Here is a 22,478-nt window from a genome sequence, read left to right on the forward strand (position 1 = left end):
AGTCGTTGAGCGGCAGACGATTTGGTACTGTCGAACCCTTGTTCGACGGATGTCTCGGCGGTAGGATGGGGTCACGAGGGGAGGGGGAGCGAATGGCATCGACGAGCACGCTCGGGCCGGGTCCCGGGGACGTCGCGCAGGCGGCGCACACGGCACGCCGGCTGGTGCGTGAGGTCCTGTCCCCGACCGTCGCCTGCGGCTCGAGCGAGGAGTGGGCGGCCGCTCTCGGCGAGCTCCGGGCCCTGGCCGATGTCGTCGAGGCGGCGCAGGCCGAGGTGGTCGTGCGGCTCGCGGCGATCGAGCCGCACGTGCTCGGGACCGGCGAGCTCGTCGAGACCCACCGGGCTCCCGGCCACGTCTCGCTCGACGCGCCGTCGATCGTCTCCGGCGTCCTCGGGATGACCGCCGCGCACGCCGAGCGCTGGGTGCGCGACGCCGTCCGCCGCGCCGCCGACGGCCCCGAGGGCACGGGCACGGCGACCGGCCTGGGACGTCTGCACGCCGCGATGACCGAGGGCCGCGTGGACGGGTACCGGGCCGGCGTCGTCGCCCACGAGCTCGAGGAGGTCCCGGCGGAGGTCGCCGCCACGGTGTGCGAGGCCGTCGACGCGTTCCTCGGCGTCGAGGACGCTCCCCGCCTGCGCCGGCGGGTGCGGCGGGTGCTGGCCCGGATCTCGCCGGACCTCCTGCGGCGCAGGGCCGTCCGCGCCCGCTCCGCGTCGTCGCTGCGGCGATGGGTCGACGAGCCCGGCACCGACACCTGGCTCGGCACCTTTCCCTCCGAGGAGGCCTCCCGGGCGTGGGCCGCCATCGACGCCCTCGCGCAGCGCCTCGTCGCCGACGGCACCTGCGATGGCATCGACCGGGCGCGGGCCCGGGCGCTCACCGACCTCGTGACCGGCAGCGCGACGATCGACCTCCAGGTCCACCTCGTGACCGTCGCTCCGGACGGTTCTCCCGACGGTGCGGTCCGGTCGGCGCGGTCGGGGGCCGTCGAGCAGCCGGGTGACCTCGTGACCGTGCACGGTGCTGCCCCCGGTGAGCCCGTCCTCGTCGCCCGCGACTGGCTGGAGCGGGCGGTCGCGTCGACGTCGTGCCGCACCGACCACCTCGGGCGGGTCGGGGTCGACCCCGCGAGCGGCGCGCTGTCCGCCGTCGACGGTCCGACCACCGAGGGCTACCGGCCGGGCGCCCGCCTCGCGCGGCTGGTCCGGGCCCGGGACGGGCGCTGCCGCTTCCCCGGCTGCCAGGTCGCCGCCCGGTTCTGCGACCTCGACCACGTCGTGGCGTGGCCCGCCGGCCCGACGGCGGCGACCAACCTCGTCTGCCTCTGCCGGCGCCATCACCGCACGAAGCAGCGGCCGGGATGGTCGGCCCTCCTCCATCCCGACGCGACGATGACATGGGTGGACCCCGCCGGGCGGCGGCGCACCACCCATCCCCCGGACCACCGGCCCGTCGTCCTCCCCGACAGCGGGTCCGACGAGGACCGGCCGCCGCGTGCACCGAGCCTGGGAGCGAGCGACGCACCCCACTCCGCCCTCGAGTTCCGCCTCGAGCACGGCGCCCCTGCGCCGACCGCCCGAGCCTGCCGCGTCGAGGTCCACCGACCCCGCGGGCGGCCGCCCGGCGACCTCGTCGTCGACGTCCCGCCGCGCCACCGCCGGCGCCGCCCGACGCTGCCGTCGTCGCCCCCGTTCTGAGCGGCCCGACGGCGGCGTCACGGGCGTAGCGTTCCGAGGATGAGCGTCCGCCTCGGCTACCAGGTCCCGAACTTCAGCTACCCCGGGGGCGACCCCGCACGCATCGTCCCGACGGTCGTCCAGCAGGCGCAGGAGGCGGACGCGGCCGGCGTCGACGCCGTCCTCGTGATGGACCACTTCTACCAGCTGCCCGGGATCGGCGAGCCGGACGAGCCGATGCTCGAGGCCTACACGCTCCTCGGCGCGCTCGCGACGGCCACCGAGCGGGTGCAGCTGTCGACGCTCGTCACCGGAAACACGTACCGCAACCCCACGCTGCTCGCCAAGGAGGTGACGACCCTCGACCTCGTGAGCGGGGGGCGAGCCGTCCTCGGCATCGGCGCCGGGTGGTTCGAGCTCGAGCACCGCCAGCTCGGGTTCGAGTTCGGCACCTTCACCGACCGTTTCCAGCGGCTCGAGGAGGCGCTCTCGATCATCGAGCCGATGCTGCGGGGCGAGCGGCCGACGGTCTCCGGCGACTGGTACCGCACCGAGTCGGCGATGAACGAGCCGCGCCTGCGTGACGACCTGCCCATCCTCATCGGCGGTGGGGGAGAGCGGAAGACGTTCAAGTACGCGGCCCGGCACGCGGCGCACCTCAACCTCATCTGCAACGCCGCGGACCTCCCGCGCAAGCTCGAAGCGGTCGCGGCCCGGTGCGAGGAGGAGGGGCGCGAGCGCTCCACCCTCGAGACGAGCTACCTCGCGTTCGTCATGATGGACGAGGACGGCGACGCGGCCCGCCGGATGCACCGCGACTTCCTGCGCGCCCGCGGCGTCGACCTCGACACGATGGACGAGAACCAGCGACGAGCCGCCACGGACCGGCAGTTCGCGGGCACGCCGCAGGAGGTGGCCGGGCAGCTGCAGGAGCGGGTGCTCGACCACGGGGTCGACGGGCTCGTCGTCAACATGGTCGCCAACGGGCACGTGCCCGGGGTCGTCTCGATGATGGCCGAGGCGCTGGCGCCCCTCGTGCGGTCGCGCTGACCCGCACGCGGGGCGCCGCGCTGCGTCAGGCCTGCGGGTCGACCCGCGGCGAGGCGCCCTGCAGCTCGTCGATGAGCTCGGAGGCGTGCGCCTTGGTCAGGCCCTCCGGCACCTCGCGGCCCGCCTCGCGGGCGAGGGTCGAGAGGTAGCTCAGCTGGGGGCCGGTGGCGGGCTCGTCACCGGTCGCCCACTGCTCCGGCGGCTTCGTGGCGTCCTGCGGGTCCTGGATCGGCTCGGTCTGGTCGGGGTTCTGGTCCTGGGTGGTCATCCCCGCACGCTACGGACGGGGTCCGACACCCCGGCCCGCAGCGCCCAGGTCGACGGGTGCGTGTATCACCTACCCGGCGGGCCGCCTCCTGCCGCGTGACCGCACCACGCCCCCCGGGAGAGACCATGGCCACCATCCCCGTCCGCCTCCGCCTCGAGAAGCTCTTCTGCTACCACGGCGCCGACGAGAGCGACAGCGAGCCGTACCTGTGGACCGTCGTCGTCACCCTCGACGGCCGGACGATCACCCACCGCCCGGACGCGCCGACGCTCGACGGGGCGCCCGGGATCTGGTCCTCGCCGGGCAGCCACGGCAGCCTCGGCGGCTCGATGGGCATCGGCGAGAACCGCACGGTGCCGGCGGCCGTCGGCCACCTCGACACCACCCTCGAGCCCATCGTGGTCACGGCCGCCGGGCACCGGGTCGAGGTGCCCGGCCGGCTCGTGCTCGTCGCGATCCTCCTCGAGGAGGACATGACCTCCGACGACGGGGCCGAGGCCGCCCACGCGAAGGTCGTCGAGCTGCTGCGTACCGAGCTGACCGAGGCCGTCGCCGACCTCGACCTCGACGCGGTCGGCGCGAAGATCCTGCGCGGTCTCGCCGAGGGCCGTTCCCCGCAGGAGGTCGCCACCGAGTACGTCCAGCAGCGGATGACGCGCGTGGTCGACCGGCTCAACCGGTACGCGCAGGACGTGGCCGTCTCGGCGATCGTCCGCGAGCTGAGCTTCCCCGCCGCCGTCGTCGAGGCGTCCGACCCCGACGGCTTCCAGGGCATCGTCGTCCGGTCGTGGAGCCAGGAGCAGCTCGAGGCGAGCGACACGCACCGCCGGCTCGCGGTCGACGAGCTGATCTGGGACCACGGCGCCGGGCACCGGGAGGCGTCCGCCTACAACTACGCCCTCCACGGGCACGTCTGGCAGCCGATCGAGGAGTACTGGGTGCCGGTGGCGGACACCCTGCCGCCCGGCCGCTGGCAGGTGACCGGCATCCAGCGGGTCGGGCGCAAGCCGTACATCAACATGCTGGGCGGCGTCCTGCCGGACGGCGGCCCGTGGGCGATGACGAAGAGCCGGGTGATGGACCTGCTGCGGGCCGGGGCCCACACGTTCTTCGTCCGGGGTGCGAGCGGGGCCGAGGCCGACGTCGTGACGACGGAGAACGAGGAGAACCCCTTCTTCCCCTACCTCTCGACCGTCCCCGACGCCGACCCGACGAACAACCTCGCCGGCCTGCCGCCGTGCACGGTGGCCATCCGGCACACCCGTCCGGCCCCCTGACGCCCTCGGCCGTCGGCCCTCGGCCCTCGGCCGTCGGTCAGGCCGGTGGCCCCTCCCACGGGTACCCGGCGTCGACGAAGGCCGCGCGGACGGCGTCGCGGTCGCCCTCGACGTCGTCACGGAAGAGGACGCGCCCGGAGGCGGCCTCGAGGACCACCTTCCCGCCGTCCCGGTGGACGCCGTCGACGCGCTCCCGCGGGATGACCCGCTGCACCGACCCGTAGCGCTCGACCCGGACCTCCGCCCGCGAGACGTGGAGCACCGCGGTGTGCGCGAGGACCCACGCGGCGAGGACCAGCCCCACCGCGAGGCCGATGACCGGCCGGCCCCAGGGGAGCCAGGCCGCGTCCGGGGCGCCGAGGGCGCGCAGGGGCCCGCCGAACGGCACCCACTCCTGCTCGGCCGCGAGCCGCGCGAGCCAGGGGAGGGCGAGTCCGAGGGCCAGCCCGCCGCCGCCGAAGAGGGTCAGGACGAACGCCCGCCCCCCGGTGTCGAAGCCCCCGACGCGACGGACGACGTCGTCCTCGTCGCTGCGGCCCGGCACGTCCATGGCGTCGAGGCTACGTCGGGAGGTGCGGAGCCGGCGAGCGCTGGCCCGGGAGCGAGGACCCCGCGCGTGCGGGCTTTCGTGGTCGGGGCGGGTTCCGGGCGTCGGTAACCCTGCACGTGCGGGCTTTTCGTGGTCGGCCTGGGTTCCGGGCGTCGGTAACCCGGCACGTGCGGGCTTTTCGTGGTCGGCCTGGGTTCCGGGCGTCGGTAACCCGGCACGTGCGGGCTTTTCGTGGTCGGCCTGGGTTCCGGGCGTCGGTATCCCCGCACGTGCGGGCTTTTCGTGGTCGGCCTGGGTTCCGGGCGCATCGGGAACACCGCCGCCCTGTCATGGGTTGAGTCAGGTGGACGCAAGTTTCGTCCCACCGATTTGTGCAGGATGGTCGGCGGGGCTAACTTGAGTGACAACGACTCAACCCGGTCCGTGGCGCACCGCCCCGGCCCAGCACCACACCAAGGAGCACCACACATGGCACGTGCAGTCGGCATCGACCTCGGCACCACCAACAGTGCCGTCGCCGTCCTCGAGGGTGGCGAGCCCACCATCATCGCGAACGCCGAGGGCGGTCGCACCACTCCCTCCGTCGTCGCCTTCTCCAAGGGTGGCGAGGTCCTCGTCGGCGAGATCGCCAAGCGTCAGGCCGTGACCAACGCCGACCGCACGATCCGCTCGGTCAAGCGCCACATGGGCACCGACTGGGCGTCCGACGACGTCGACGGCAAGACCTACAACGCGCAGGAGATCAGCGCCCGCATCCTCCAGAAGCTCAAGCGCGACGCCGAGTCCTACCTCGGCGAGACCGTCACCGACGCCGTGATCACCGTGCCGGCGTACTTCGACGACCACGAGCGCCAGGCCACGAAGGAGGCCGGCGAGATCGCGGGCCTCAACGTCCTGCGCATCGTCAACGAGCCGACCGCGGCCGCGCTCGCGTACGGCCTCGACAAGGGCAAGGAGGACGAGCTCATCCTCGTCTTCGACCTCGGCGGCGGCACCTTCGACGTCTCCCTCCTCGAGGTCGGCAAGGACCCCGACGACGGCTTCGCGACCATCCAGGTCAAGGCGACCTCCGGCGACAACCAGCTCGGCGGCGACGACTGGGACGAGCGCGTCGTGGGCCACCTGCTGACGACCGTCAAGAACACCTCCGGCGTCGACCTGTCCAAGGACAAGATCGCCATGCAGCGCCTGCGCGACGCGGCGGAGCAGGCGAAGAAGGAGCTCTCGTCGGCCAGCTCGACGAACCTCTCCCTCCAGTACCTCTCGATGTCCGAGAACGGCCCGATCCACCTCGACGAGACGCTGACCCGCGCCCAGTTCGAGCAGATGACCAAGGACCTGCTCGACCGCACGAAGCAGCCGTTCCAGAACGTCATCAAGGACGCCGGCATCTCCGTCGGCGAGATCGACCACGTCGTCCTCGTCGGTGGCTCCACCCGCATGCCGGCCGTCAGCGCCCTCGTCAAGGAGCTGACCGGCGGCAAGGAGCCCAACAAGGGCGTCAACCCGGACGAGGTCGTCGCGCTCGGCGCGTCCCTCCAGGCCGGTGTCCTCAAGGGTGAGCGCAAGGACGTCCTCCTCATCGACGTCACGCCGCTCTCGCTCGGCATCGAGACCAAGGGTGGCCTGTTCACCAAGCTCATCGAGCGCAACACCGCCATCCCGACCAAGCGCAGCGAGGTCTTCTCGACGGCTGAGGACAACCAGCCGTCGGTGCTCATCCAGGTCTTCCAGGGCGAGCGCGAGATCGCGCAGCAGAACAAGCCGCTCGGCACCTTCGAGCTCTCCGGCATCGCGCCGGCGCCGCGTGGCGTGCCGCAGGTCGAGGTCACCTTCGACATCGACGCCAACGGCATCGTCAACGTCTCCGCGAAGGACCGGGGCACCGGCAAGGAGCAGAAGATCACCATCTCCGGCGGCTCCGCGCTGTCGAAGGAGGAGATCGAGCGGATGGTCAAGGACGCCGAGGCGCACGCCGACGAGGACAAGAAGCGTCGCGCCGAGACCGAGACGCGCAACATGGGCGAGACCCTCGTGTTCTCGACCGAGAAGTTCCTCTCGGAGTCCGGTGACAAGGTCGCGGACGAGCACCGCGCCCCCGTCGACGCGGCCCTCGTCGAGCTCAAGGACGCGATCAAGCCCGACAGCGGCGCCTCGACCGAGGACATCCAGGCCAAGATCGACCAGCTGAACAAGGTCTCCCAGGAGATGGGCGCGGCCGTCTATGCCGCGGCCGCCGAGCAGGGCGAGTCGGCCGACGTCCCCGGCGCGGAGTCCACCGACGGCAGCAGCACCGCCGGCGCCTCGGACGACGACGTCGTCGACGCCGAGGTCGTCGAGGACGACGAGGAGAAGAAGTGACCGACTCCTCGATGGACGACTCGGTCAACACCGAGGCGGTCAACGACGAGCCGCGACGCGGTGAGGAGGCGGCCCCGGCGCAGTCCGGGGCCACCGCCCCCGGCGGGGTGCCCGCGGGCGAGCCCGCCGAGGCCCCGGCCGAGGGTGCCGCGCCGGCCGGCGAGGGCCACCCCGACACGGTCCTCGCGGCCGAGCGGCTCGCCGACCTCCAGCGCCTCCAGGCCGAGTACGTCAACTACAAGCGCCGCGTCGACCGCGACCGCGCCGTCGTCCAGGAGCGTGCGGTGCACGACGTCCTCGAGTCGATGCTCGCGGTCCTCGACGACATCCACGCCGCGCGCGAGCACGGCGACCTCGTCGGGCCCTTCGCCGCCATCGCCGACAAGCTCGAGGGCACCCTCGGGCGCTACGGTCTCGAGCGCTTCGGCGCCAAGGGCGAGGAGTTCGACCCGCAGCTGCACGAGGCGCTCATGCACGCCCCGTGGCCGGCCGGCGACGCCGACCTCCCGACGGGTGCGACGAGCACGACCGTCGTCACCGTCCTCCAGCCGGGCTACCGTGCCGGTGAGCAGGTCCTGCGCCCTGCCCGCGTCGCGGTCGCCGACCCCGACTGACCGCGACCGGAAGGAGGCGCCGATGGCCAGCCAGGACTGGTTCGAGAAGGACTTCTACGCCATCCTCGGCGTCCCGAAGGACGCCGACGCGGCGGCGATCAAGAAGGCCTACCGCAAGCTCGCGAAGCAGCACCACCCCGACCGCAACGCCGGGGACCCCGCCGCCGAGCAGCGCTTCAAGGACGTCGGTGAGGCGCACGCCGTCCTCGCCGACCCCAAGCAGCGCCAGGAGTACGACGCCGTCCGGTCGATGGCCGGCGGCGGCGCGCGCTTCCGCGCCGGGGCCGGCGGTCCCGGCGGGGCGGCCGGGTTCGAGGACATCTTCAGCGCCTTCGGGGGCGGTGGGGCCGGTGGCAGCCGGGTCCGCTTCTCCTCGGGCGCTCCCGGTGGAGCCGGCCAGCCTGGCGGCGAGGACATCAACGACCTGCTGTCGCAGATGTTCGGCGGCGGGGCCGGTGGCGCCCGCGGCGGTGACCCCTTCGCGAGCGGCTTCCGCGGCGCGCGGGGGCCCCGCCCCGGCACGGACGTCAACGCCCGCACGACGCTCGGCTTCCGCGACGCCGTCGAGGGCTCGACGGTGACGCTGACGACGGCCGAGGGCCGGCGCGTCACGACGAAGATCCCCGCCGGCGTGCGCGACGGCCAGAAGATCCGCGTCCGCGGCAAGGGCGGCGACGGCGACCCCGGCGCCGCCAAGGGCGACCTCATCCTCACGGTGAGCGTCGAGAAGCACCCTGTGTTCGGCCGCGACGGCGACCACCTGACCGTCGACCTGCCCGTCACCTTCGCCGAGGCCGCCCTCGGCGCGACCGTCAGCGTCCCCACGCTCGACGGCACGCCGGTGCGCGTCAAGGTCGCGCCGGGCACCCCGAGCGGCCGCGTGCTGCGGGTCAAGGGCCGCGGCGTCGCCGGTCGGCACGGCACGGGCGACCTCCTCGCCCGCGTCCAGGTCGTCGTCCCGCAGCGCCTGACCGACGAGGCCCGCGCCGCCGTCGAGACGCTGCGCGACGCCGAGGCCGGGGCCGACCCCCGCGCCACCCTGTTCCAGCAGGCCGCGACCTGACCGGAGGTGCACCGATGGCCCGTCTCGACGTCACCGCGTTCGGCCCCGACGACGACACCCCCGTGTTCGTCATCTCGGTCGCGGCCGAGCTCGCCGGGATGCACGCCCAGACCCTGCGGCAGTACGACCGGATGGGCCTGGTCACGCCGTCGCGGACCAAGGGCGGCGGGCGCCGCTACAGCCAGCGCGACGTCGCGCTGTTGCGCGAGGTCCAGCGGCTCTCGCAGGACGAGGGTGTCTCGCTCGCCGGCATCGCCCGCATCCTCGAGCTCGAGAACCAGGTGGATGCCCTGCGCGCCCGGGTCGCCGAGCTGAGCGCGCAGGTCGACGCACTGGAGGCCGGCAGCGGTCGCACGACCCGGGTGTTCTCCGTGAGCCCGGCCGGCGACGTGTACGCAGCGCGGCTCGGGGAGCGCCCGCGGTCGGCGGCGCGCAGCCAGGCCCTCGTCGTCTGGCGCGGCCCGCAGCGCCACTGACGCCCAGAACCACCGACCCACATCCCGACTTCTTGCGAGTTGCGCCGCCCGACACGCCGCGGACAGGCGTGTCGAGCGGGCGAACTCGCAAGAAGTCGGAGGGGTGGCGCGGTCAGCGGCGGGCCGGCAGGCGCGTGATCCAGTAGGTGGCGGTCGCCGGCGAGGCGACCCCGAAGCGCGCGTTGACCGCCCACAGCGACCCTCCCGCGAGGGTCGCGGTCGAGGGGACGTCGAGCGTCTCGTCGGTCAGCGCCCCGCGCCAGCGGGCGACCCAGCCGCGGCGGTCACGGCCGAGCCGCAGCACCGAGACCTCGGCCTGGCCCGAGCCGCGGACGACGTAGAGGGTCGAGCCGGAGCGCTCGATGCCGTCGCCCCCGATGATGCCCGGGCCGCCCTGCACGTCGACCTCGCGGACCCGGCCGGTGCGCGTGTCGACGACCCAGAGACCGCCGGCGGTGCTGTGGTCGAGCACGGCGCTGCAGGAGTCGAGGGCGCGGATCCCGTTGGCCGCGAGGTTGGTCCCGTCGTAGCCGGGCCAGTCGCCACCGAGCGCGACGAAGCGCGGCTCGGCGCCGCGGACCGGCCACCCGCCCCGCCCGAGCCGCACGACGGTGAGCCGGTCGACGCGGGAGTCGGTGACCCACACTGCGTCCCGCGTGACGTCGAGGTCGTTGAGGAACCCGCCGCCCGGGACCACGACGTCGGCGACGACCGTGCCGCGCCGACCGTCGACCGCCCACACGTGGGCCTCGGTGCCGACGTTGCCGACCGCCCAGACCAGGCCGGTCCGCGCGTCCCAGCGCAGGCCGCGCAGCTGACGGCCGGCGGCGCCCGGCAGCAGCACCCGGCTCGTCCCGCGGCGCAGGTCGCCGGTGACGATGCGCCCGTCGTTGAGCGAGCCCACGTAGTACGTGGTGCCGGGGCCGGAGGTGATGCCCTCGGGCTGGATGCCGTCCGGCAGCCGGACGGTCTCGGGGAGGCGGCCGCCGTGGTGGCGGTCGTCGGCCGCCGCGGACGGTGCGAGCGCGAGGCCGGTGGCGCCGAGGACGCCGACCGCGCCGGCGGTCAGGGCCGAGCGGCGGGTGAGGGAGGTCGTGGAGGTCGTCGCGGGAGCGGGCTGCAGGGTGTCCATGGTCCACGGTGGCCCGGCCGCGCGCGGGTGGGGGCGGCGCCGCCCGGCGGGCCGGCGGGGCGTCGAACCTCAGCCGACGGCCGCGCCGGTCCGTCCCCGGGTGCGCGCGAGCCGCTTGAGGCCCTCGGCCGGTCGCACCGGCTCCGGCCACTTGGGCGCCGCGAGGTCGCCCTCGAAGCGTCCGGTGGCCCGACGCCGCAGCAACGGCAGGACCTCGCCGCGGACGAACGCCGCTTCCTCCCGCACCACCTGCCGCAGCGGGGTGCGGGAGGGCGGGTCGTCGAGCGTGCGCAGGCGCAGCGTGTGGTCGAGCCCGAGCGTGCGCAGGACGGAGGCGGCCATCCGCTTGTGTCCCCAGCGGTTCATGTGCAGCCGGTCGGGGGCCCACAGGCGCGGGTCGTCGTACTCGCGCAGCCGGGCGTGGTCGACGAGGAGGACGTCGTGCTCGTCCGAGAGCTCGCGCACGCCGTGGTTGAACACGCGCACCCGGCGCAGCAGGGGCTCGAGCAGCGGGCCGGTGCGGGGGTCGAAGGCGGTGAAGACGACGACGGTCGCGCCGCTCGCCCGCAGCGCGCCGACGACCTCGTCGTAGCGCGCGAGCACGGCGTCGACGTCGGCCCGCACGGCGAGCAGGTCGTTGCCGCCGGCGAAGAAGGTCGCGACGGTCGGCCGCAGGGACAGTGCCGCGGGGAGCTGCTCGGTGACGACCTGGTCGATCCGCTTGCTGCGCAGCGCGAGGTTGGCGTACTCCCACCGGGGGTCGGCCCGCCCCAGCTGGCGGGCCATCCGGTCGGCCCAGCCGCGCAGGCCGTTGGGGTGGTGCAGGTGCGGGTCACCGACACCCTCGGTGAAGGAGTCGCCGAGGGTGACGAGGCGGCCGGGGTCCACGGCTCCATCCGACCCGGGCGCGGCGGCCGCGGCAAGCGCTGCGCGCAGTGTTCACCGACCGGTCGACCGGAGGACGTCCCCCCGCGAACGTGTGTGAACCCGCCGGGAAGGCCCGGCGGGTTCACCCACGTTCGCTGCGGGAGCGGTCAGGCCGTGACGGCCGGGCGGCGGATGCGGGCGACCGCCGAGAGGACGACGAGCGCGGCGACGACCGCGGCGAGGCCGACGAGGGCCGAGCGCGGCTCGTCGGTCAGGCGGCCCCAGGCGATCCAGCCCAGGCCCCACGCCATCGCGACGGCCACGGCCCAGCGGGCGCCGAGCCTGCGGGCGAAGAGCACACCGAGGGCGGCGGCGACGGCGAGGACGACGACGGCGAGCACCTCGGCGACGAAGCCCGAGGGGTCGATGCCGCTCTCGATGAGGGTCGTCGTGACGTTGGCGACCGTCGCCACGGTGACCCAGCCGAGGTAGAGGCCGAAGGTGCCGTCGACGAGCACGGTCTCGGCGTGGCCGTAGGAGGGGTTCTCCTGGAGCCGGCGGACGAGCAGGCCGAGCGTCAGGGCGAGCGCGACGATGACCGCGACGCTGGCCCAGAGCCATCCCTGCTGGGTCACGAGCAGCCACGCGGCGTTGAGGACCATCGAGACGGCGACGAGCCAGCCGATGGCGCGGTGCCGGCGGTCGGTGGCCTGCTGGGGGAGCCACTGCCAGATCGTGTAGCCGAGCAGGCCGATGTAGATCGGCGTCCAGATCGAGAAGGCCGGCCCGGCGGGCGCGACGAGGGTCGCGTCGGCGGCGAGGGCGCCGCCGGAGGACTCCTCGACCCGGGTGCCGATGACCCCGACGCCGACGAGGGTGCCGATGACGCAGAAGACCTCGGCGAGCGTGACGCCCACCTGACGGAGGCGGTCGGCCGAGGTGGGGGCGGTCGAGGTGACGGTCGCGGCGCTCATGCCCCGACGCTAGCGGGGCCGCCGGGCGCCGGTCGCCGCCAGGCGCCCACGGTGCGTCGCACCGTCCATACTCGGCGGATGACCGAGCACCTCATCGTCTTCCCCGACCGCGAGACCGCCGAGGACGTCGCGGACGGCCTGCGCGAGGACGGGTTCGACGACGTGCGCGTCGTGCGGGAGGCGCTGGCCGGCGAGGACGACGCCGAGGACCACGAGTGGGGCGTGCTCGTGCGCGAGGAGATGGTCGTCGACGAGAGCCGGCCGGTCGCCCAGGGCCTGCGCGAGCGCTTCGCCGCCCTCGCCGAGGAGCGCGGCGGCTGGTACGACCCCGACCCCGCGGGCTGAGCGCGTCCGCGGGCGACGGAGGTCCGCGAACCGGTGGCGGGCGCACCTTGAGCGGAATACACTCAACTTTGGTGAGCGTTGCTGTCGATGACGTCACCACCCCACCGCACGACCAGGAGACACGACCCGGATGGAGCTCAAGCCGACGACGAAGGTCGCGGAGGCCCTCGCGCTCGCCCAGCGCGCCGCGCAGGCCGCCGGCCACGCCGAGATCACGCCCGACCACCTGACGAGCGCCGCCGTGCGCCTCGACACCCCCCTCGCCGACGCCCTGCTCACCGCCGCGGGCACCGGCGCCCAGCACGTCCTCGGGCAGGCCGACGCCCGGCTGCGCGCCCTGCCGACGACGAGCGGCGCCACCGCCCAGCCGCCGACCTTCGGTCGCGAGGCCGTCGCGGTCCTCCAGCAGGCCGACACGCTGATGCGCGCCAAGGGCGACACCTTCCTCGCGCTCGACCTCGTCCTCCTCGCGCTCGCCGAGACCGGGCACCTCGCCGCCGTCGAGAAGCGCGGCGCGGCCGACATCGAGCGGACCATCGACGAGCTGCGCGGCGGCCGCACGGTCACCTCCGAGACGCAGGCCGAGACCGGCGAGGCGCTCGCGCAGTACGGCACCGACCTCACCCAGGCCGCCCGCGACGGCCAGCTCGACCCGGTCATCGGCCGTGACGAGGAGATCCGCCGCGTCGTCCAGGTCCTCTCGCGCCGCACGAAGAACAACCCCGTCCTCATCGGCGAGCCCGGCGTCGGCAAGACCGCCGTCGTCGAGGGCCTCGCCCAGCGCATCGTCGACGGCGACGTCCCCGAGTCGCTGCGCGGCAAGCGGCTGGTCAGCCTCGACCTCGCGGCGATGGTCGCCGGCGCGAAGTACCGCGGCGAGTTCGAGGAGCGGCTCAAGGCCGTCCTCGAGGAGATCAAGGGCAGCGACGGCCAGGTCGTCACGTTCATCGACGAGCTGCACACCGTCGTCGGCGCCGGCGCGAGCGGGGAGTCGGCGATGGACGCCGGCAACATGCTCAAGCCGATGCTCGCGCGCGGCGAGCTGCGCCTCGTCGGCGCGACGACCCTCGACGAGTTCCGCGAGCACATCGAGAAGGACCCCGCCCTCGAGCGCCGCTTCCAGCAGGTGTTCGTCGGCGAGCCCTCCGTCGAGGACACCGTCGCCATCCTGCGCGGCCTCAAGGAGCGCTACGAGGCGCACCACAAGGTCGAGATCGAGGACAGCGCGCTCGTCGCCGCGGCGGCGCTCTCGGACCGGTACATCACCGGTCGCAAGCTGCCGGACAAGGCGATCGACCTCGTCGACGAGGCCGCGTCCCGGCTGCGGATGGAGATCGACTCCAGCCCCGTCGAGATCGACGTCCTGCGCCGTCAGGTCGACCGCCTGAAGATGGAGGAGCTGCACCTCGGCCGCGAGACCGACGAGGCCTCGCAGGAGCGGCTCGGCCGGCTGCGCGCCGACCTCGCCGACGCGACCGAGCAGCTCGACGCGCTCAACGCCCGCTGGGCCGCCGAGAAGGAGGGCCTCAACCGCGTCGGCGACCTCAAGGCGCGCCTGGACGACCTGCGCACCCGCGCCGACCGCCTCCAGCGCGACGGTGACTACGAGGGCGCCTCGCGCGTCCTCTACGGTGACATCCCCGCGCTCGAGAAGGAGCTCGACGCCGCGCAGGCCGCCGAGACCGCCCTCGGTGGCGCCGACCTCATGGTCAAGGAGCGCGTCGGGGCCGACGACATCGCCGAGGTCATCGCGGCCTGGACCGGCATCCCCGCCGGCCGGCTGCTCCAGGGCGAGACCGAGAAGCTGCTCTCGATGGAGTCGATCATCGGCGCGCGGCTCATCGGCCAGACCGAGGCCGTCCGTGCCGTCTCGGACGCGGTGCGCCGCAGCCGGGCCGGCATCGCCGACCCCGACCGGCCGACCGGGTCCTTCCTCTTCCTCGGCCCGACGGGCGTCGGCAAGACCGAGCTCGCGAAGTCGCTCGCGGACTTCCTCTTCGACGACGAGCGGGCGATGGTCCGCCTCGACATGTCCGAGTACTCCGAGCGCCACTCGGTCGCCCGGCTCGTCGGGGCCCCGCCCGGCTACGTCGGCTACGAGGAGGGCGGCCAGCTGACCGAGGCCGTGCGGCGCCGCCCGTACTCGGTCGTGCTGCTCGACGAGGTCGAGAAGGCCCACCCGGAGACGTTCGACATCCTCCTGCAGGTGCTCGACGACGGCCGGCTCACCGACGGCCAGGGGCGCACGGTCGACTTCCGCAACGTCATCCTCGTCATGACGAGCAACCTCGGGTCGCAGTACCTCATCGACCCGACGCTCGACCCCGAGGCGCGGCGCAACGCGGTGCTCGCCGCCGTGCGGGGCGCGTTCAAGCCGGAGTTCCTCAACCGGCTCGACGAGGTCGTCGTCTTCGACCCGCTCTCGCGCGACGAGCTCGCCCACATCGTCGACCTCCAGGTGCGGGCGCTCTCGACCCGGCTGCGCGACCGCCGGATCACGCTCGAGGTGTCGGCCGACGCCAAGGCCTGGCTCGCGGCGACCGGGTACGACCCGGCGTACGGGGCGCGCCCGCTGCGCCGGCTCGTGCAGAAGGAGGTCGGCGACCGCCTGGCCACGGCCCTGCTCGCCGGCCGGGTGCGCGACGGTGACACCGTGCGCGTCGACCTCGACGCGACCGGCGACGGCCTGGCCCTCGCCTGAGCCCACCCGCGCAGCGACCCCGGCCACCCCACCCGCCCCCGCATCTCGGGGTGACCCCGAGAAGTCCACGAGACCCCGGTCCCGCACCGGGGTCTCGTGGACGAACCGGGGTCCCGACCGGCCGGTGCCGACCTGCGGCGGCGCCGGCCGCGCGCCGGTTACCCTGACCGCCATGCGCGCCCGCCTGCTCCCCGCCCTCCTCCTGGCCGCGGCCGTCGCGCTCCCCGCGGGGTGCTCCGGCGCGCAGGAGGCGCCCGCGAAGAGCCCCACCCAGCGCCTCGAGGCCGCCCGCGCCACGCTCGAGAAGGCCGGCACCGTCACCCTCGACCTCAAGAGCGCGGACGTCCCCGGGCGCCAGAACGGCGTGACGGCGGCCACCGGCGGCGGGGTCGTCAGCGCCACCGAGCCGAAGTTCCGGGGCACGATCACCGGCACCGTCAAGGGCGTCGGCGCCACCGTCGAGGTCATCGCGATCGGCGACGAGACCTGGCTCAAGCTCTTCACCCCCGACTTCGAGCCGTTCGACCTCTCGACCCTCAACGCCCCCAACCCGGCGACCTTCTTCGACCCCGGCAAGGGCATCGCCGGGCTGCTGCCCGAGACCGCGTCCCCGACGGCCGGCGGCCAGGTCCGGGCCGGCCGCGACGTCCTGACGCAGATCTCGGGCACCCTCCCGGCCCAGCGCGTCGAGGACCTCTTCCACCTCGGCGAGGGCGACGGCACGTACAAGGTGACCTACGGACTGACCGACGCCGACCAGCTGCGCACCGCGACCCTCGTCGGCCCGTTCTTCGGCGGGTCGGACTCGACGTACACGCTGACGCTCACCGAGTACGGCGCCCCCGTTGTCGTCGACCGCCCCTAGGGCCCTGCTCGGCGCGGCGTCCGTCGCCGTCGCGCTCGCGGCCGCCGACACCTACGTCGTCGTCCTCGCGCTGACCGACATGATGCGCGGCGTCGGGGTCGGCATCGACTCCCTCCAGCGGGCGACGCCCATCGTCTCCGGGTTCCTCCTCGGCTACGTCGCGGTGCTGCCGCTCGTCGGCCGGGTCGCCGACGTCGTCGACCGCCGGCGCGTCCTGCTCGCCTGCCTCGCCGTCTTCGTCGTCGGGTCGGTCGTGACGGCGCTGGCCACCGAGCTGCCGGTCCTCGTGACCGGGCGCGTCGTCCAGGGCGCCGGCGGCGGTGGCCTCGTGCCCGCGACGCTCGCGCTCGTCGCCGACCTCTGGCCGCCCGGCCGCCGCGGCATCCCGCTCGGCGTCGTCGGCGCGGTGCAGGAGCTCGGGTCCGTCCTCGGGCCGGTGCTCGGCGCCGCGGTGCTCGCGGTCGCCGACTGGCGCGCCATCTTCTGGTTCGGCGCCGCGGCCGGGGTGGTGCTCGCCGGGGCCGTCGTCGTCACGGGCGGCGGTGTGCCGCAACGCCCACGCGTCATCCCGACCGTCCTCGCGATGCTCGCCGCCGTCGTCGGCTGGCTCGCCCTCGCCGCCCCCGAGGCGCTCGTGACGAGCGTGTCGCTCGGCGTCCCGTTCGTCCCCTTCGGCGACGCCAGCTCGCGCCTCGCGACGCCCGTCGGTGTCGTGGCGCTCGTGCTCCTCGTCGCCGCCCTCGGCGCGTGGCTGCGCGGCCGGTGGTCGGCGGTCCGCCGGGTCGACCTGCTCGGGGCCGCCCTCGTCGGTGGCGCCCTCGGGTGCGTCGTCCTCACCTTCGCCGCGGCCCGGCCCGAGCAGGAGGTCGTCGGCCCGCTCGGGTACGCGCTGCTGCCGGTCGCCGCGCTCCTCGCGCTCGCCTACCTCGTCCACCACCGGCGCGCGGTGGCCCCGCTCGTGCCGCGGGGACTGGTCCGCGGACGGCTCGTCCGCGCGCTCGTCGTGTCGCTGCTCGTCGGGGTCGCCCTCGTCGCGGTCGTCGTCGACGTGCCCCTCATGGCCCGGGTCGTCCTCAGCGGCGACGAGACCGAGGCGGCGTTCGTCCTCGTCCGCTTCCTGCTCGCCGTCCCCGTCGGCGCCCTCGCCGGCGGGTGGGCGTTGCGCCGCCTCGGGCCGGGCGTCGTCGCCGGGGCGGGCTTGGGGCTCACCGCTCTCGGTCTCGGGGTGATGTCGACGTGGGGCGCGACGTCCCTGTCCGGATGGACGGCCACGCCGGTGCTCGCGCTCACGGGGCTCGGCATCGGCCTGGCGCTGGCGCCGGTCAACGACGCCGCGCTCGCCGAGTCGTCCGAGGACACCCACGGCGCCGCCTCCTCGCTCGTCGTCGTCGCCCGGATGGTCGGGATGGTCGTCGGCCTCGCGCTGCTCACGGCCATCGGCCTGCACCGCTACTACGGGGCGGTCGCCGCGCTGCCGGACCCGACCGACGCCGACGCGCTGCGGGCCGCGGCCGTCGTGCAGGTCACCTCGGTCTTCCGCGGGGCTGCCCTCGCGGCGCTCGCCGGCGCCGCCGTCGCACTGACGCTGGGCCGGCGCCCGAGCCATCCGGACGGGGCGGACCGCGGGGCGTCCGAGGTCCTGCGCCGGGCGTAGCGTCGGCCCCATGGCCTCCGTCAACGACCTGCTCACCGACGTCCTCGACCGGGTGCGCGACACCGTGCACGGCCTGCTCGACGACGTCCCCGAGGACCGTCTCGCGCAGCCGCCCGCCGAGGGCGCCAACACCGTCGCCTGGCTCGTCTGGCACCTGACCCGCGTCCTCGACACCCACGTCGCCGACGCCTTCGACCGCGACGTCGTCTGGACCTCGGGCGGATGGTTCGAGCGCTTCGGGCTGCCCTTCCCGGCCAGCGCCCACGGCTACGGGATGTCCTACGCCGACGTCCTCGCGGTCACGGCCTCCGCCGAGAACCTCCGCGGCTACTTCGACGCCACGTATGCGCTCGTCGCCGACGCGCTGGCCGAGGTGACCCCCGAGTCGCTCGACCGCGTCGTCGACGAGGACTGGGACCCGCCGGTGACCCTCGCGGTCCGGCTCGTCAGCGCCCTCAACGACGCGACGCAGCACGTCGGCCAGGCGTCCTACGCCGCGGGGATGCTCGACCGCGCCTGACCCGCACCGCCCTTCCCCCTCCCCGAACGTGTGTGAAGAACGTCGACATGCCGACGTTCTTCACACACGTTCGCGGGAGATCCGGTGCTGGGAGCCGGTCGGGCGCCTGCGAGCGGCGAGGATCGGCAGATGCCCGAGCTGCCCGAGGTCGAGTCCGCCCGCGCCGTCATCGAGCGGGGAGGTCTGCACCGCACCATCGTCGAGGTCGACGACGCGGACACCTGGGAGTGCCGTCCGCACCGGCACGGCGAGATCCGGGACGCCCTCGTCGGGCACCGGCTGACCGCCGCGCACCGCCGGGGCAAGTCGATGTGGTGCGAGCTCGGCGGCGACGCGCCGACCCTGGGCATCCACCTCGGGATGAGCGGACGCATCGTCGTCACCGGGCCCGATGGTGACGACGTCGGCGGCGACTACGTGCCCCCGCGGCGCTCGGCCCGCACGCCCCGCGAGGAGTGGTACCGGTTCTCGCTGACGTTCGAGGGTGGCGGGCGGCTGCGGCTGCTCGACCCGCGGCGCCTCGGGCGGGTGCGCCTCGACCCCGACATCGACGCCCTCGGCCCGGACGCCGCCGAGATCGGCCGCGAGGAGTTCCGCGAGCGCGTCGGCCGCGGGCGCGCGCCCGTCAAGGCCCGGCTGCTCGACCAGTCGGTGGTCGCCGGGGTCGGCAACCTGCTCGCCGACGAGGTCCTGTGGCAGGCCGGGGTCGACCCGCGCCGCACCGTCGACACCCTGCGGACGGACGACCTCGACGCCCTCCGGCGGCAGCTGCGCTCGGCCGTCCGGACCGCCGTGCGGCAGGGCGGCGTCCACACCCTCGAGGTCGTACCGCACCGCGGGGCGTCCGGGCACTGCCCGCGCTGCGGCAGCGAGATGGCGCGCGCGACGGTCGGCGGGCGCACGACGTGGTTCTGCCCCCGTGAGCAGGTCTGACCCCTCGGGTCCGGGCTACACCGCAGTAAGTGCTGCTCCAGCGAGACGTACTGCGGTGTAGCGCGCGCCGAGGACGAGACGGCGAGCGGGTGGGGCCGGGGACGTCCGGGCGGGTCAGGCGCGGCGGCGGGTGCCCGGGCTCGTGCCGGCGCCGTCGACGCCGACGGGCACGGGCAGCGGCGGCACGCCGGTCAGCCACTTGCGGTAGCGGACGCGGTCGCCCCAGCGCGCGAGCTCGTCCCAGAGCGCGGCGTGGGCGGCCCACGGGAGCGGGTCCGCCCCGGAGCGCCACGACGCCCCGAAGGACACCCACACCGGCACCCAGCCCTGCGCGTCGTCCCACGCGCCCCGGCGCGCGGTGAGCACGCGCCGCCGGTACTGGAACGCCCGGCGCGGCCCGTCGCCCGGCACCGGGGCGGTGGCCATCGGCCAGACCCGCAGGTCGAGGTGCATGAGGGCCACCTCGAGCGCGCCGAGCACCGCCGGGTCGACGAGGACCGTCGCGACGTTCTCGTGGGGCGGGCGGGTCATCACCGCACGGTAACCCCGGCCACCGACGTCCGTCACGCCCTGCCCGCGGGCCGACCCCTCAGTCGTCGAGCTGCACGACGACCGGCGCGTGGTCGCTCGCGCCGGTGCCCTTGCGCTCCTCGCGGTCGATGGCCGCCCCCGCCACCCGCGAGGCGAAGGACGGGGAGCCGAGGACGAAGTCGATGCGCATCCCGCGCTTCTTGGGGAAGGCGAGGCGCTGGTAGTCCCAGTACGTGTACGCGCCGGGGGTGTGCGGCCGGACGACGTCGACGAAGCCGGCGTCGAGGAAGGCCGCGAACGCCGCACGCTCGGGCGGGCTGACGTGCGACTTGTCGAGGTAGTACTCCATCGACCAGACGTCCTCGTCCTGCGGCGCGATGTTCCAGTCGCCGCAGAGGGCGACCGGCGTGCCGTCGGCGGACCACTCGACCGCCCGGTCGCGCAGCTCGCGCAGCCAGGTCAGCTTGTAGGCCATGTGGGGGTCGTCGAGGGCGCGGCCGTTGGGGACGTAGACCGACCACACGCGCACCCCGCCGCACGTGGCGCCGATGGCGCGGGCCTCCGGCGCGAGCGGCTCGCCCCATCCGGGGTCGCCGTCGAACCCGACCTGCACGTCCTCCAGCCCGACCCGCGAGAGGACCGCGACGCCGTTCCACTGGCTGACGCCGTGGTGCGCGACCTCGTAGCCGAGCGCGCGCAGCCGCTCGTACGGGAACTGCTCGTCCTTGGCCTTGGTCTCCTGCATCGCGAGGACGTCGACGTCGGCCCGCTGGAGCCAGGCCTCGACGCGGTCGATGCGGGAGCGGATGGAGTTGACGTTCCAGGTGGCGATGCGCACGCGGCAACCCTAACGAGGCGCACCGACGGCGCTCGCGACCCGTCCCCGCGGTGCAGGCTGGGGCGATGGACGCCGCCGAGCCCGCCCTCCACGTCACCCGCCGAGGCGAGGGACCGCCGGTCGTCCTCCTCCACGGCTACCCGCAGACCCACCGGATGTGGGACCGCGTCGCGCCCGGCCTCGTCGCGGCCGGCCACGAGGTCGTCGCGCTCGACCTGCGCGGCTACGGCGACAGCGACAAGCCGGGGGGCGACCCCGCGCACCGCACCTACGCCAAGCGGGCGATGGCCGCCGACGTCGTGCGGGTCATGGACGACCTCGGCCACGACCGGTTCGCCGTCGTCGGCCACGACCGCGGCGCCCGGGTCGGCCACCGCCTCGCCCTCGACCACCCCGAGCGGGTCGAGCGGCTCGCCGTCCTCGACATCGCCCCGACGCTGCACATGGTCGAGCACGCCGACGCCGCCTTCGCGACCGGCTACTACCACTGGTTCCTCCTCGCGCAGCCGGACGGCCTGCCCGAGCGGCTCGTCGGCGCCGACCCGGAGTTCTACCTCCGCGAGACGCTGCGCCGCTGGTCGGCGCCCGGCACCGTCTTCGACGAGGAGGCGGTGCGCGAGTACGTGCGCTGCTTCTCGACCCCCGAGGCCGTCCACGCGAGCTGCGAGGACTACCGCGCCGCCCTCGGCCCGGACCTCGACGACGACCGCGCGAGCCGCGACCGGCGCGTCGCCTGCCCGCTCCTCGTCCTCTGGGGCGAGCAGGGGTTCGTCGCCCGCACCTACGACGTCCTCGACGTCTGGCGGTCGTACGCCGACGACGTGCGCGGGCACCCCGTCCCGGGCGGTCACTTCTGCGCCGAGGAGTCGCCGGCCGAGGTCCTCGACGCGCTGACCGGCTTTCTGGCGACCGAGGTGCGGCGATGACCACCGCCCTCGTCACCGGCGCCTCCGCCGGCATCGGCCGCGCCTTCGCCGAGCGCCTCGCCCACGACGGCCACGACGTCGTCCTCGTCGCGCGCGACCGTGCCCGTCTCGAGCGCCTGGCCGCCGAGCTGCGCGCGCGGCACGGCGTCGCGACCGAGGTGCTCGTCGCCGACCTCGCCGACCGCGCGCAGACCGAGGAGGTCTGCCGGCGCCTCGCGGACGAGGACCGCCCGGTCGAGGTGCTCGTCAACAACGCCGGTCTCGGGCAGCAGCAACCGTTCCTGGACAACGAGATCGGTCGCGAGGAGGCCGCGCTCGACGTCATGGTGCGGGCCGTCCTGCTCACCTGCCACGCGGCCGGCCGGGCGATGCGCGCGCGGGGCAGCGGACGCATCGTCAACATCAGCTCGGTCGCGTCGTTCACGGCGAGCGGCCCCTACTCGGCGGCGAAGTCCTACGTCACGGTGCTGTCCGAGGCGCTGGCGGGCCAGCTCGCCGGCACCGGTGTCACCGTCACGGCGGTCTGCCCGGGCCTGACCCGCAGCGAGTTCCACGAGCGCGCCCGGATGGCGCTGCCGGGGGTGCCGCGCGGGATGTGGCTCGACGCCGACGAGGTGGCGCGCCAGGGCCTGGCCGACGCGGCGGCCGGTCGGGTCGTCTCCGTCCCGGGGCCGCAGTGGAAGGCGCTCTCGCTCGCGGTGCGGATGGCCCCGCGCCCCCTCGTGCGCGGCGGCGGGGCGCGGCTCGTCGAGCGCCTGCGCGGGCGCGGCTGAGCGACGCCGTCGGGGACGCCGGGTGGCGCCGGGTGGCGCCGGGCGTATCAGCGGAGGTGCCTGCCCACTCCTTCCCGG

Annotated in this window: 22 protein-coding genes; 15 read left to right on the forward strand and 7 right to left on the reverse strand. The window is 74.8% G+C overall.

All coding sequences use genetic code 11. The annotated features are described in order from the left end of the window. Positions 1 to 92: 92 nt before the first annotated feature. Both HL663_RS05570 and HL663_RS05575 read left to right on the forward strand, forming a co-directional pair. Positions 93 to 1,703 carry an HNH endonuclease signature motif containing protein gene (locus HL663_RS05570; protein WP_173027436.1) on the forward strand — a complete coding sequence of 537 codons (1,611 nt, stop codon included), beginning with the start codon at positions 93 to 95 and terminating at the stop codon, positions 1,701 to 1,703. Between the two features lie 39 nt (positions 1,704 to 1,742). Beyond that, positions 1,743 to 2,732: an LLM class F420-dependent oxidoreductase gene (locus tag HL663_RS05575; protein WP_173027437.1), complete on the forward strand. Its 990-nt coding sequence runs from the start codon at positions 1,743 to 1,745 to the stop codon at positions 2,730 to 2,732. Positions 2,733 to 2,757: 25 nt separating this feature from the next. On the opposite strand, the gene HL663_RS05580 is transcribed toward HL663_RS05575, so the two are convergent. After that, complete coding sequence (locus tag HL663_RS05580) at positions 2,758 to 3,000, reverse strand: DUF3072 domain-containing protein (protein WP_173027438.1); 243 nt, start codon at positions 2,998 to 3,000, stop codon at positions 2,758 to 2,760. Positions 3,001 to 3,125: 125 nt separating this feature from the next. On the opposite strand from HL663_RS05580, the gene HL663_RS05585 reads away from it, so the two are divergent. Then, positions 3,126 to 4,277, forward strand: coding sequence for a hypothetical protein (locus HL663_RS05585; RefSeq protein ID WP_173027439.1), 1,152 nt, complete (start codon positions 3,126 to 3,128; stop codon positions 4,275 to 4,277). Positions 4,278 to 4,314: 37 nt separating this feature from the next. Here the strand turns inward: HL663_RS05585 and HL663_RS05590 are convergent, their stop codons facing one another. Continuing rightward, positions 4,315 to 4,827, reverse strand: a complete 513-nt coding sequence (locus tag HL663_RS05590) for a YqeB family protein (RefSeq protein WP_173027440.1) — start codon at positions 4,825 to 4,827, stop codon at positions 4,315 to 4,317. A 468-nt stretch (positions 4,828 to 5,295) separates the two neighbouring features. On the opposite strand from HL663_RS05590, the gene dnaK reads away from it, so the two are divergent. The 4 genes from dnaK to HL663_RS05610 are packed head-to-tail and all read left to right on the forward strand — an operon-like array spanning position 5,296 to position 9,341. Further along, the gene (dnaK, locus tag HL663_RS05595; protein ID WP_173027441.1) at positions 5,296 to 7,188 is read left to right on the forward strand and encodes a molecular chaperone DnaK; all 1,893 of its coding nucleotides are present in this window, start codon (positions 5,296 to 5,298) and stop codon (positions 7,186 to 7,188) included. Beyond that, entirely contained in the window at positions 7,185 to 7,802 is a 618-nt protein-coding gene (grpE, locus tag HL663_RS05600; protein ID WP_286175964.1) for a nucleotide exchange factor GrpE, read from the forward strand. Before dnaK ends, grpE begins: the two co-directional genes overlap by 4 nt. Positions 7,803 to 7,824: 22 nt before the next feature. Next, complete coding sequence (locus HL663_RS05605; protein WP_173027442.1) at positions 7,825 to 8,865, forward strand: DnaJ C-terminal domain-containing protein; 1,041 nt, start codon at positions 7,825 to 7,827, stop codon at positions 8,863 to 8,865. Positions 8,866 to 8,879: 14 nt separating this feature from the next. Continuing rightward, entirely contained in the window at positions 8,880 to 9,341 is a 462-nt protein-coding gene (locus HL663_RS05610; protein WP_173027443.1) for a heat shock protein transcriptional repressor HspR, read from the forward strand. A 112-nt stretch (positions 9,342 to 9,453) separates the two neighbouring features. Here the strand turns inward: HL663_RS05610 and HL663_RS05615 are convergent, their stop codons facing one another. The 3 genes from HL663_RS05615 to HL663_RS05625 all read right to left on the reverse strand — a co-directional run bounded on the left by HL663_RS05615 (position 9,454) and on the right by HL663_RS05625 (position 12,314). Continuing rightward, a complete protein-coding gene (locus HL663_RS05615) occupies positions 9,454 to 10,473 on the reverse strand; it encodes an NHL repeat-containing protein (RefSeq protein WP_173027444.1) in 1,020 nt (339 codons plus the stop codon). A gap of 69 nt (positions 10,474 to 10,542) precedes the next feature. Beyond that, the gene (locus HL663_RS05620; protein ID WP_173027445.1) at positions 10,543 to 11,361 is read right to left on the reverse strand and encodes an SGNH/GDSL hydrolase family protein; all 819 of its coding nucleotides are present in this window, start codon (positions 11,359 to 11,361) and stop codon (positions 10,543 to 10,545) included. Positions 11,362 to 11,507: 146 nt separating this feature from the next. Further along, positions 11,508 to 12,314, reverse strand: a complete 807-nt coding sequence (locus HL663_RS05625; RefSeq protein ID WP_173027446.1) for a TspO/MBR family protein — start codon at positions 12,312 to 12,314, stop codon at positions 11,508 to 11,510. A gap of 78 nt (positions 12,315 to 12,392) precedes the next feature. Between HL663_RS05625 and HL663_RS05630 the strand changes: the two genes are divergently transcribed. The 6 genes from HL663_RS05630 to HL663_RS05655 all read left to right on the forward strand — a co-directional run bounded on the left by HL663_RS05630 (position 12,393) and on the right by HL663_RS05655 (position 19,332). Further along, positions 12,393 to 12,659, forward strand: a complete 267-nt coding sequence (locus tag HL663_RS05630) for a ribonuclease E inhibitor RraB (protein ID WP_173027447.1) — start codon at positions 12,393 to 12,395, stop codon at positions 12,657 to 12,659. A 130-nt stretch (positions 12,660 to 12,789) separates the two neighbouring features. Then, positions 12,790 to 15,360 carry an ATP-dependent Clp protease ATP-binding subunit gene (locus HL663_RS05635; protein ID WP_173027448.1) on the forward strand — a complete coding sequence of 857 codons (2,571 nt, stop codon included), beginning with the start codon at positions 12,790 to 12,792 and terminating at the stop codon, positions 15,358 to 15,360. A gap of 172 nt (positions 15,361 to 15,532) precedes the next feature. Then, positions 15,533 to 16,225, forward strand: coding sequence for an LppX_LprAFG lipoprotein (locus HL663_RS05640; RefSeq protein ID WP_173027449.1), 693 nt, complete (start codon positions 15,533 to 15,535; stop codon positions 16,223 to 16,225). Then, on the forward strand, positions 16,206 to 17,879 hold the full coding sequence (locus tag HL663_RS05645; RefSeq protein WP_173027450.1) for an MFS transporter: 1,674 nt from the start codon (positions 16,206 to 16,208) through the stop codon (positions 17,877 to 17,879). Before HL663_RS05640 ends, HL663_RS05645 begins: the two co-directional genes overlap by 20 nt. A 10-nt stretch (positions 17,880 to 17,889) precedes the next feature. Then, complete coding sequence (locus HL663_RS05650; RefSeq protein WP_173027451.1) at positions 17,890 to 18,399, forward strand: mycothiol transferase; 510 nt, start codon at positions 17,890 to 17,892, stop codon at positions 18,397 to 18,399. Positions 18,400 to 18,528: 129 nt separating this feature from the next. Next, complete coding sequence (locus HL663_RS05655) at positions 18,529 to 19,332, forward strand: DNA-formamidopyrimidine glycosylase family protein (protein ID WP_173027452.1); 804 nt, start codon at positions 18,529 to 18,531, stop codon at positions 19,330 to 19,332. A gap of 114 nt (positions 19,333 to 19,446) precedes the next feature. Here the strand turns inward: HL663_RS05655 and HL663_RS05660 are convergent, their stop codons facing one another. Beyond that, complete coding sequence (locus tag HL663_RS05660; RefSeq protein ID WP_173027453.1) at positions 19,447 to 19,863, reverse strand: hypothetical protein; 417 nt, start codon at positions 19,861 to 19,863, stop codon at positions 19,447 to 19,449. A 58-nt stretch (positions 19,864 to 19,921) separates the two neighbouring features. Next, positions 19,922 to 20,701 carry an exodeoxyribonuclease III gene (locus HL663_RS05665; RefSeq protein WP_173027454.1) on the reverse strand — a complete coding sequence of 260 codons (780 nt, stop codon included), beginning with the start codon at positions 20,699 to 20,701 and terminating at the stop codon, positions 19,922 to 19,924. A 65-nt stretch (positions 20,702 to 20,766) separates the two neighbouring features. Here HL663_RS05665 and HL663_RS05670 point away from each other — a divergent pair, with 65 nt between their 5' ends. Both HL663_RS05670 and HL663_RS05675 read left to right on the forward strand, forming a co-directional pair. Continuing rightward, the gene (locus tag HL663_RS05670) at positions 20,767 to 21,627 is read left to right on the forward strand and encodes an alpha/beta fold hydrolase (protein WP_173027455.1); all 861 of its coding nucleotides are present in this window, start codon (positions 20,767 to 20,769) and stop codon (positions 21,625 to 21,627) included. Further along, positions 21,624 to 22,400 (forward strand): SDR family NAD(P)-dependent oxidoreductase, encoded by a 777-nt coding sequence (locus HL663_RS05675; protein ID WP_173027456.1) that lies wholly within the window; start codon positions 21,624 to 21,626, stop codon positions 22,398 to 22,400. The genes HL663_RS05670 and HL663_RS05675 overlap by 4 nt, the downstream gene beginning before the upstream one ends. Positions 22,401 to 22,478 lie beyond the last annotated feature (78 nt).

The sequence above is a fragment of the Arthrobacter sp. NEB 688 genome, from assembly GCF_013201035.1.
Taxonomy (GTDB): domain Bacteria; phylum Actinomycetota; class Actinomycetes; order Actinomycetales; family Dermatophilaceae; genus Phycicoccus.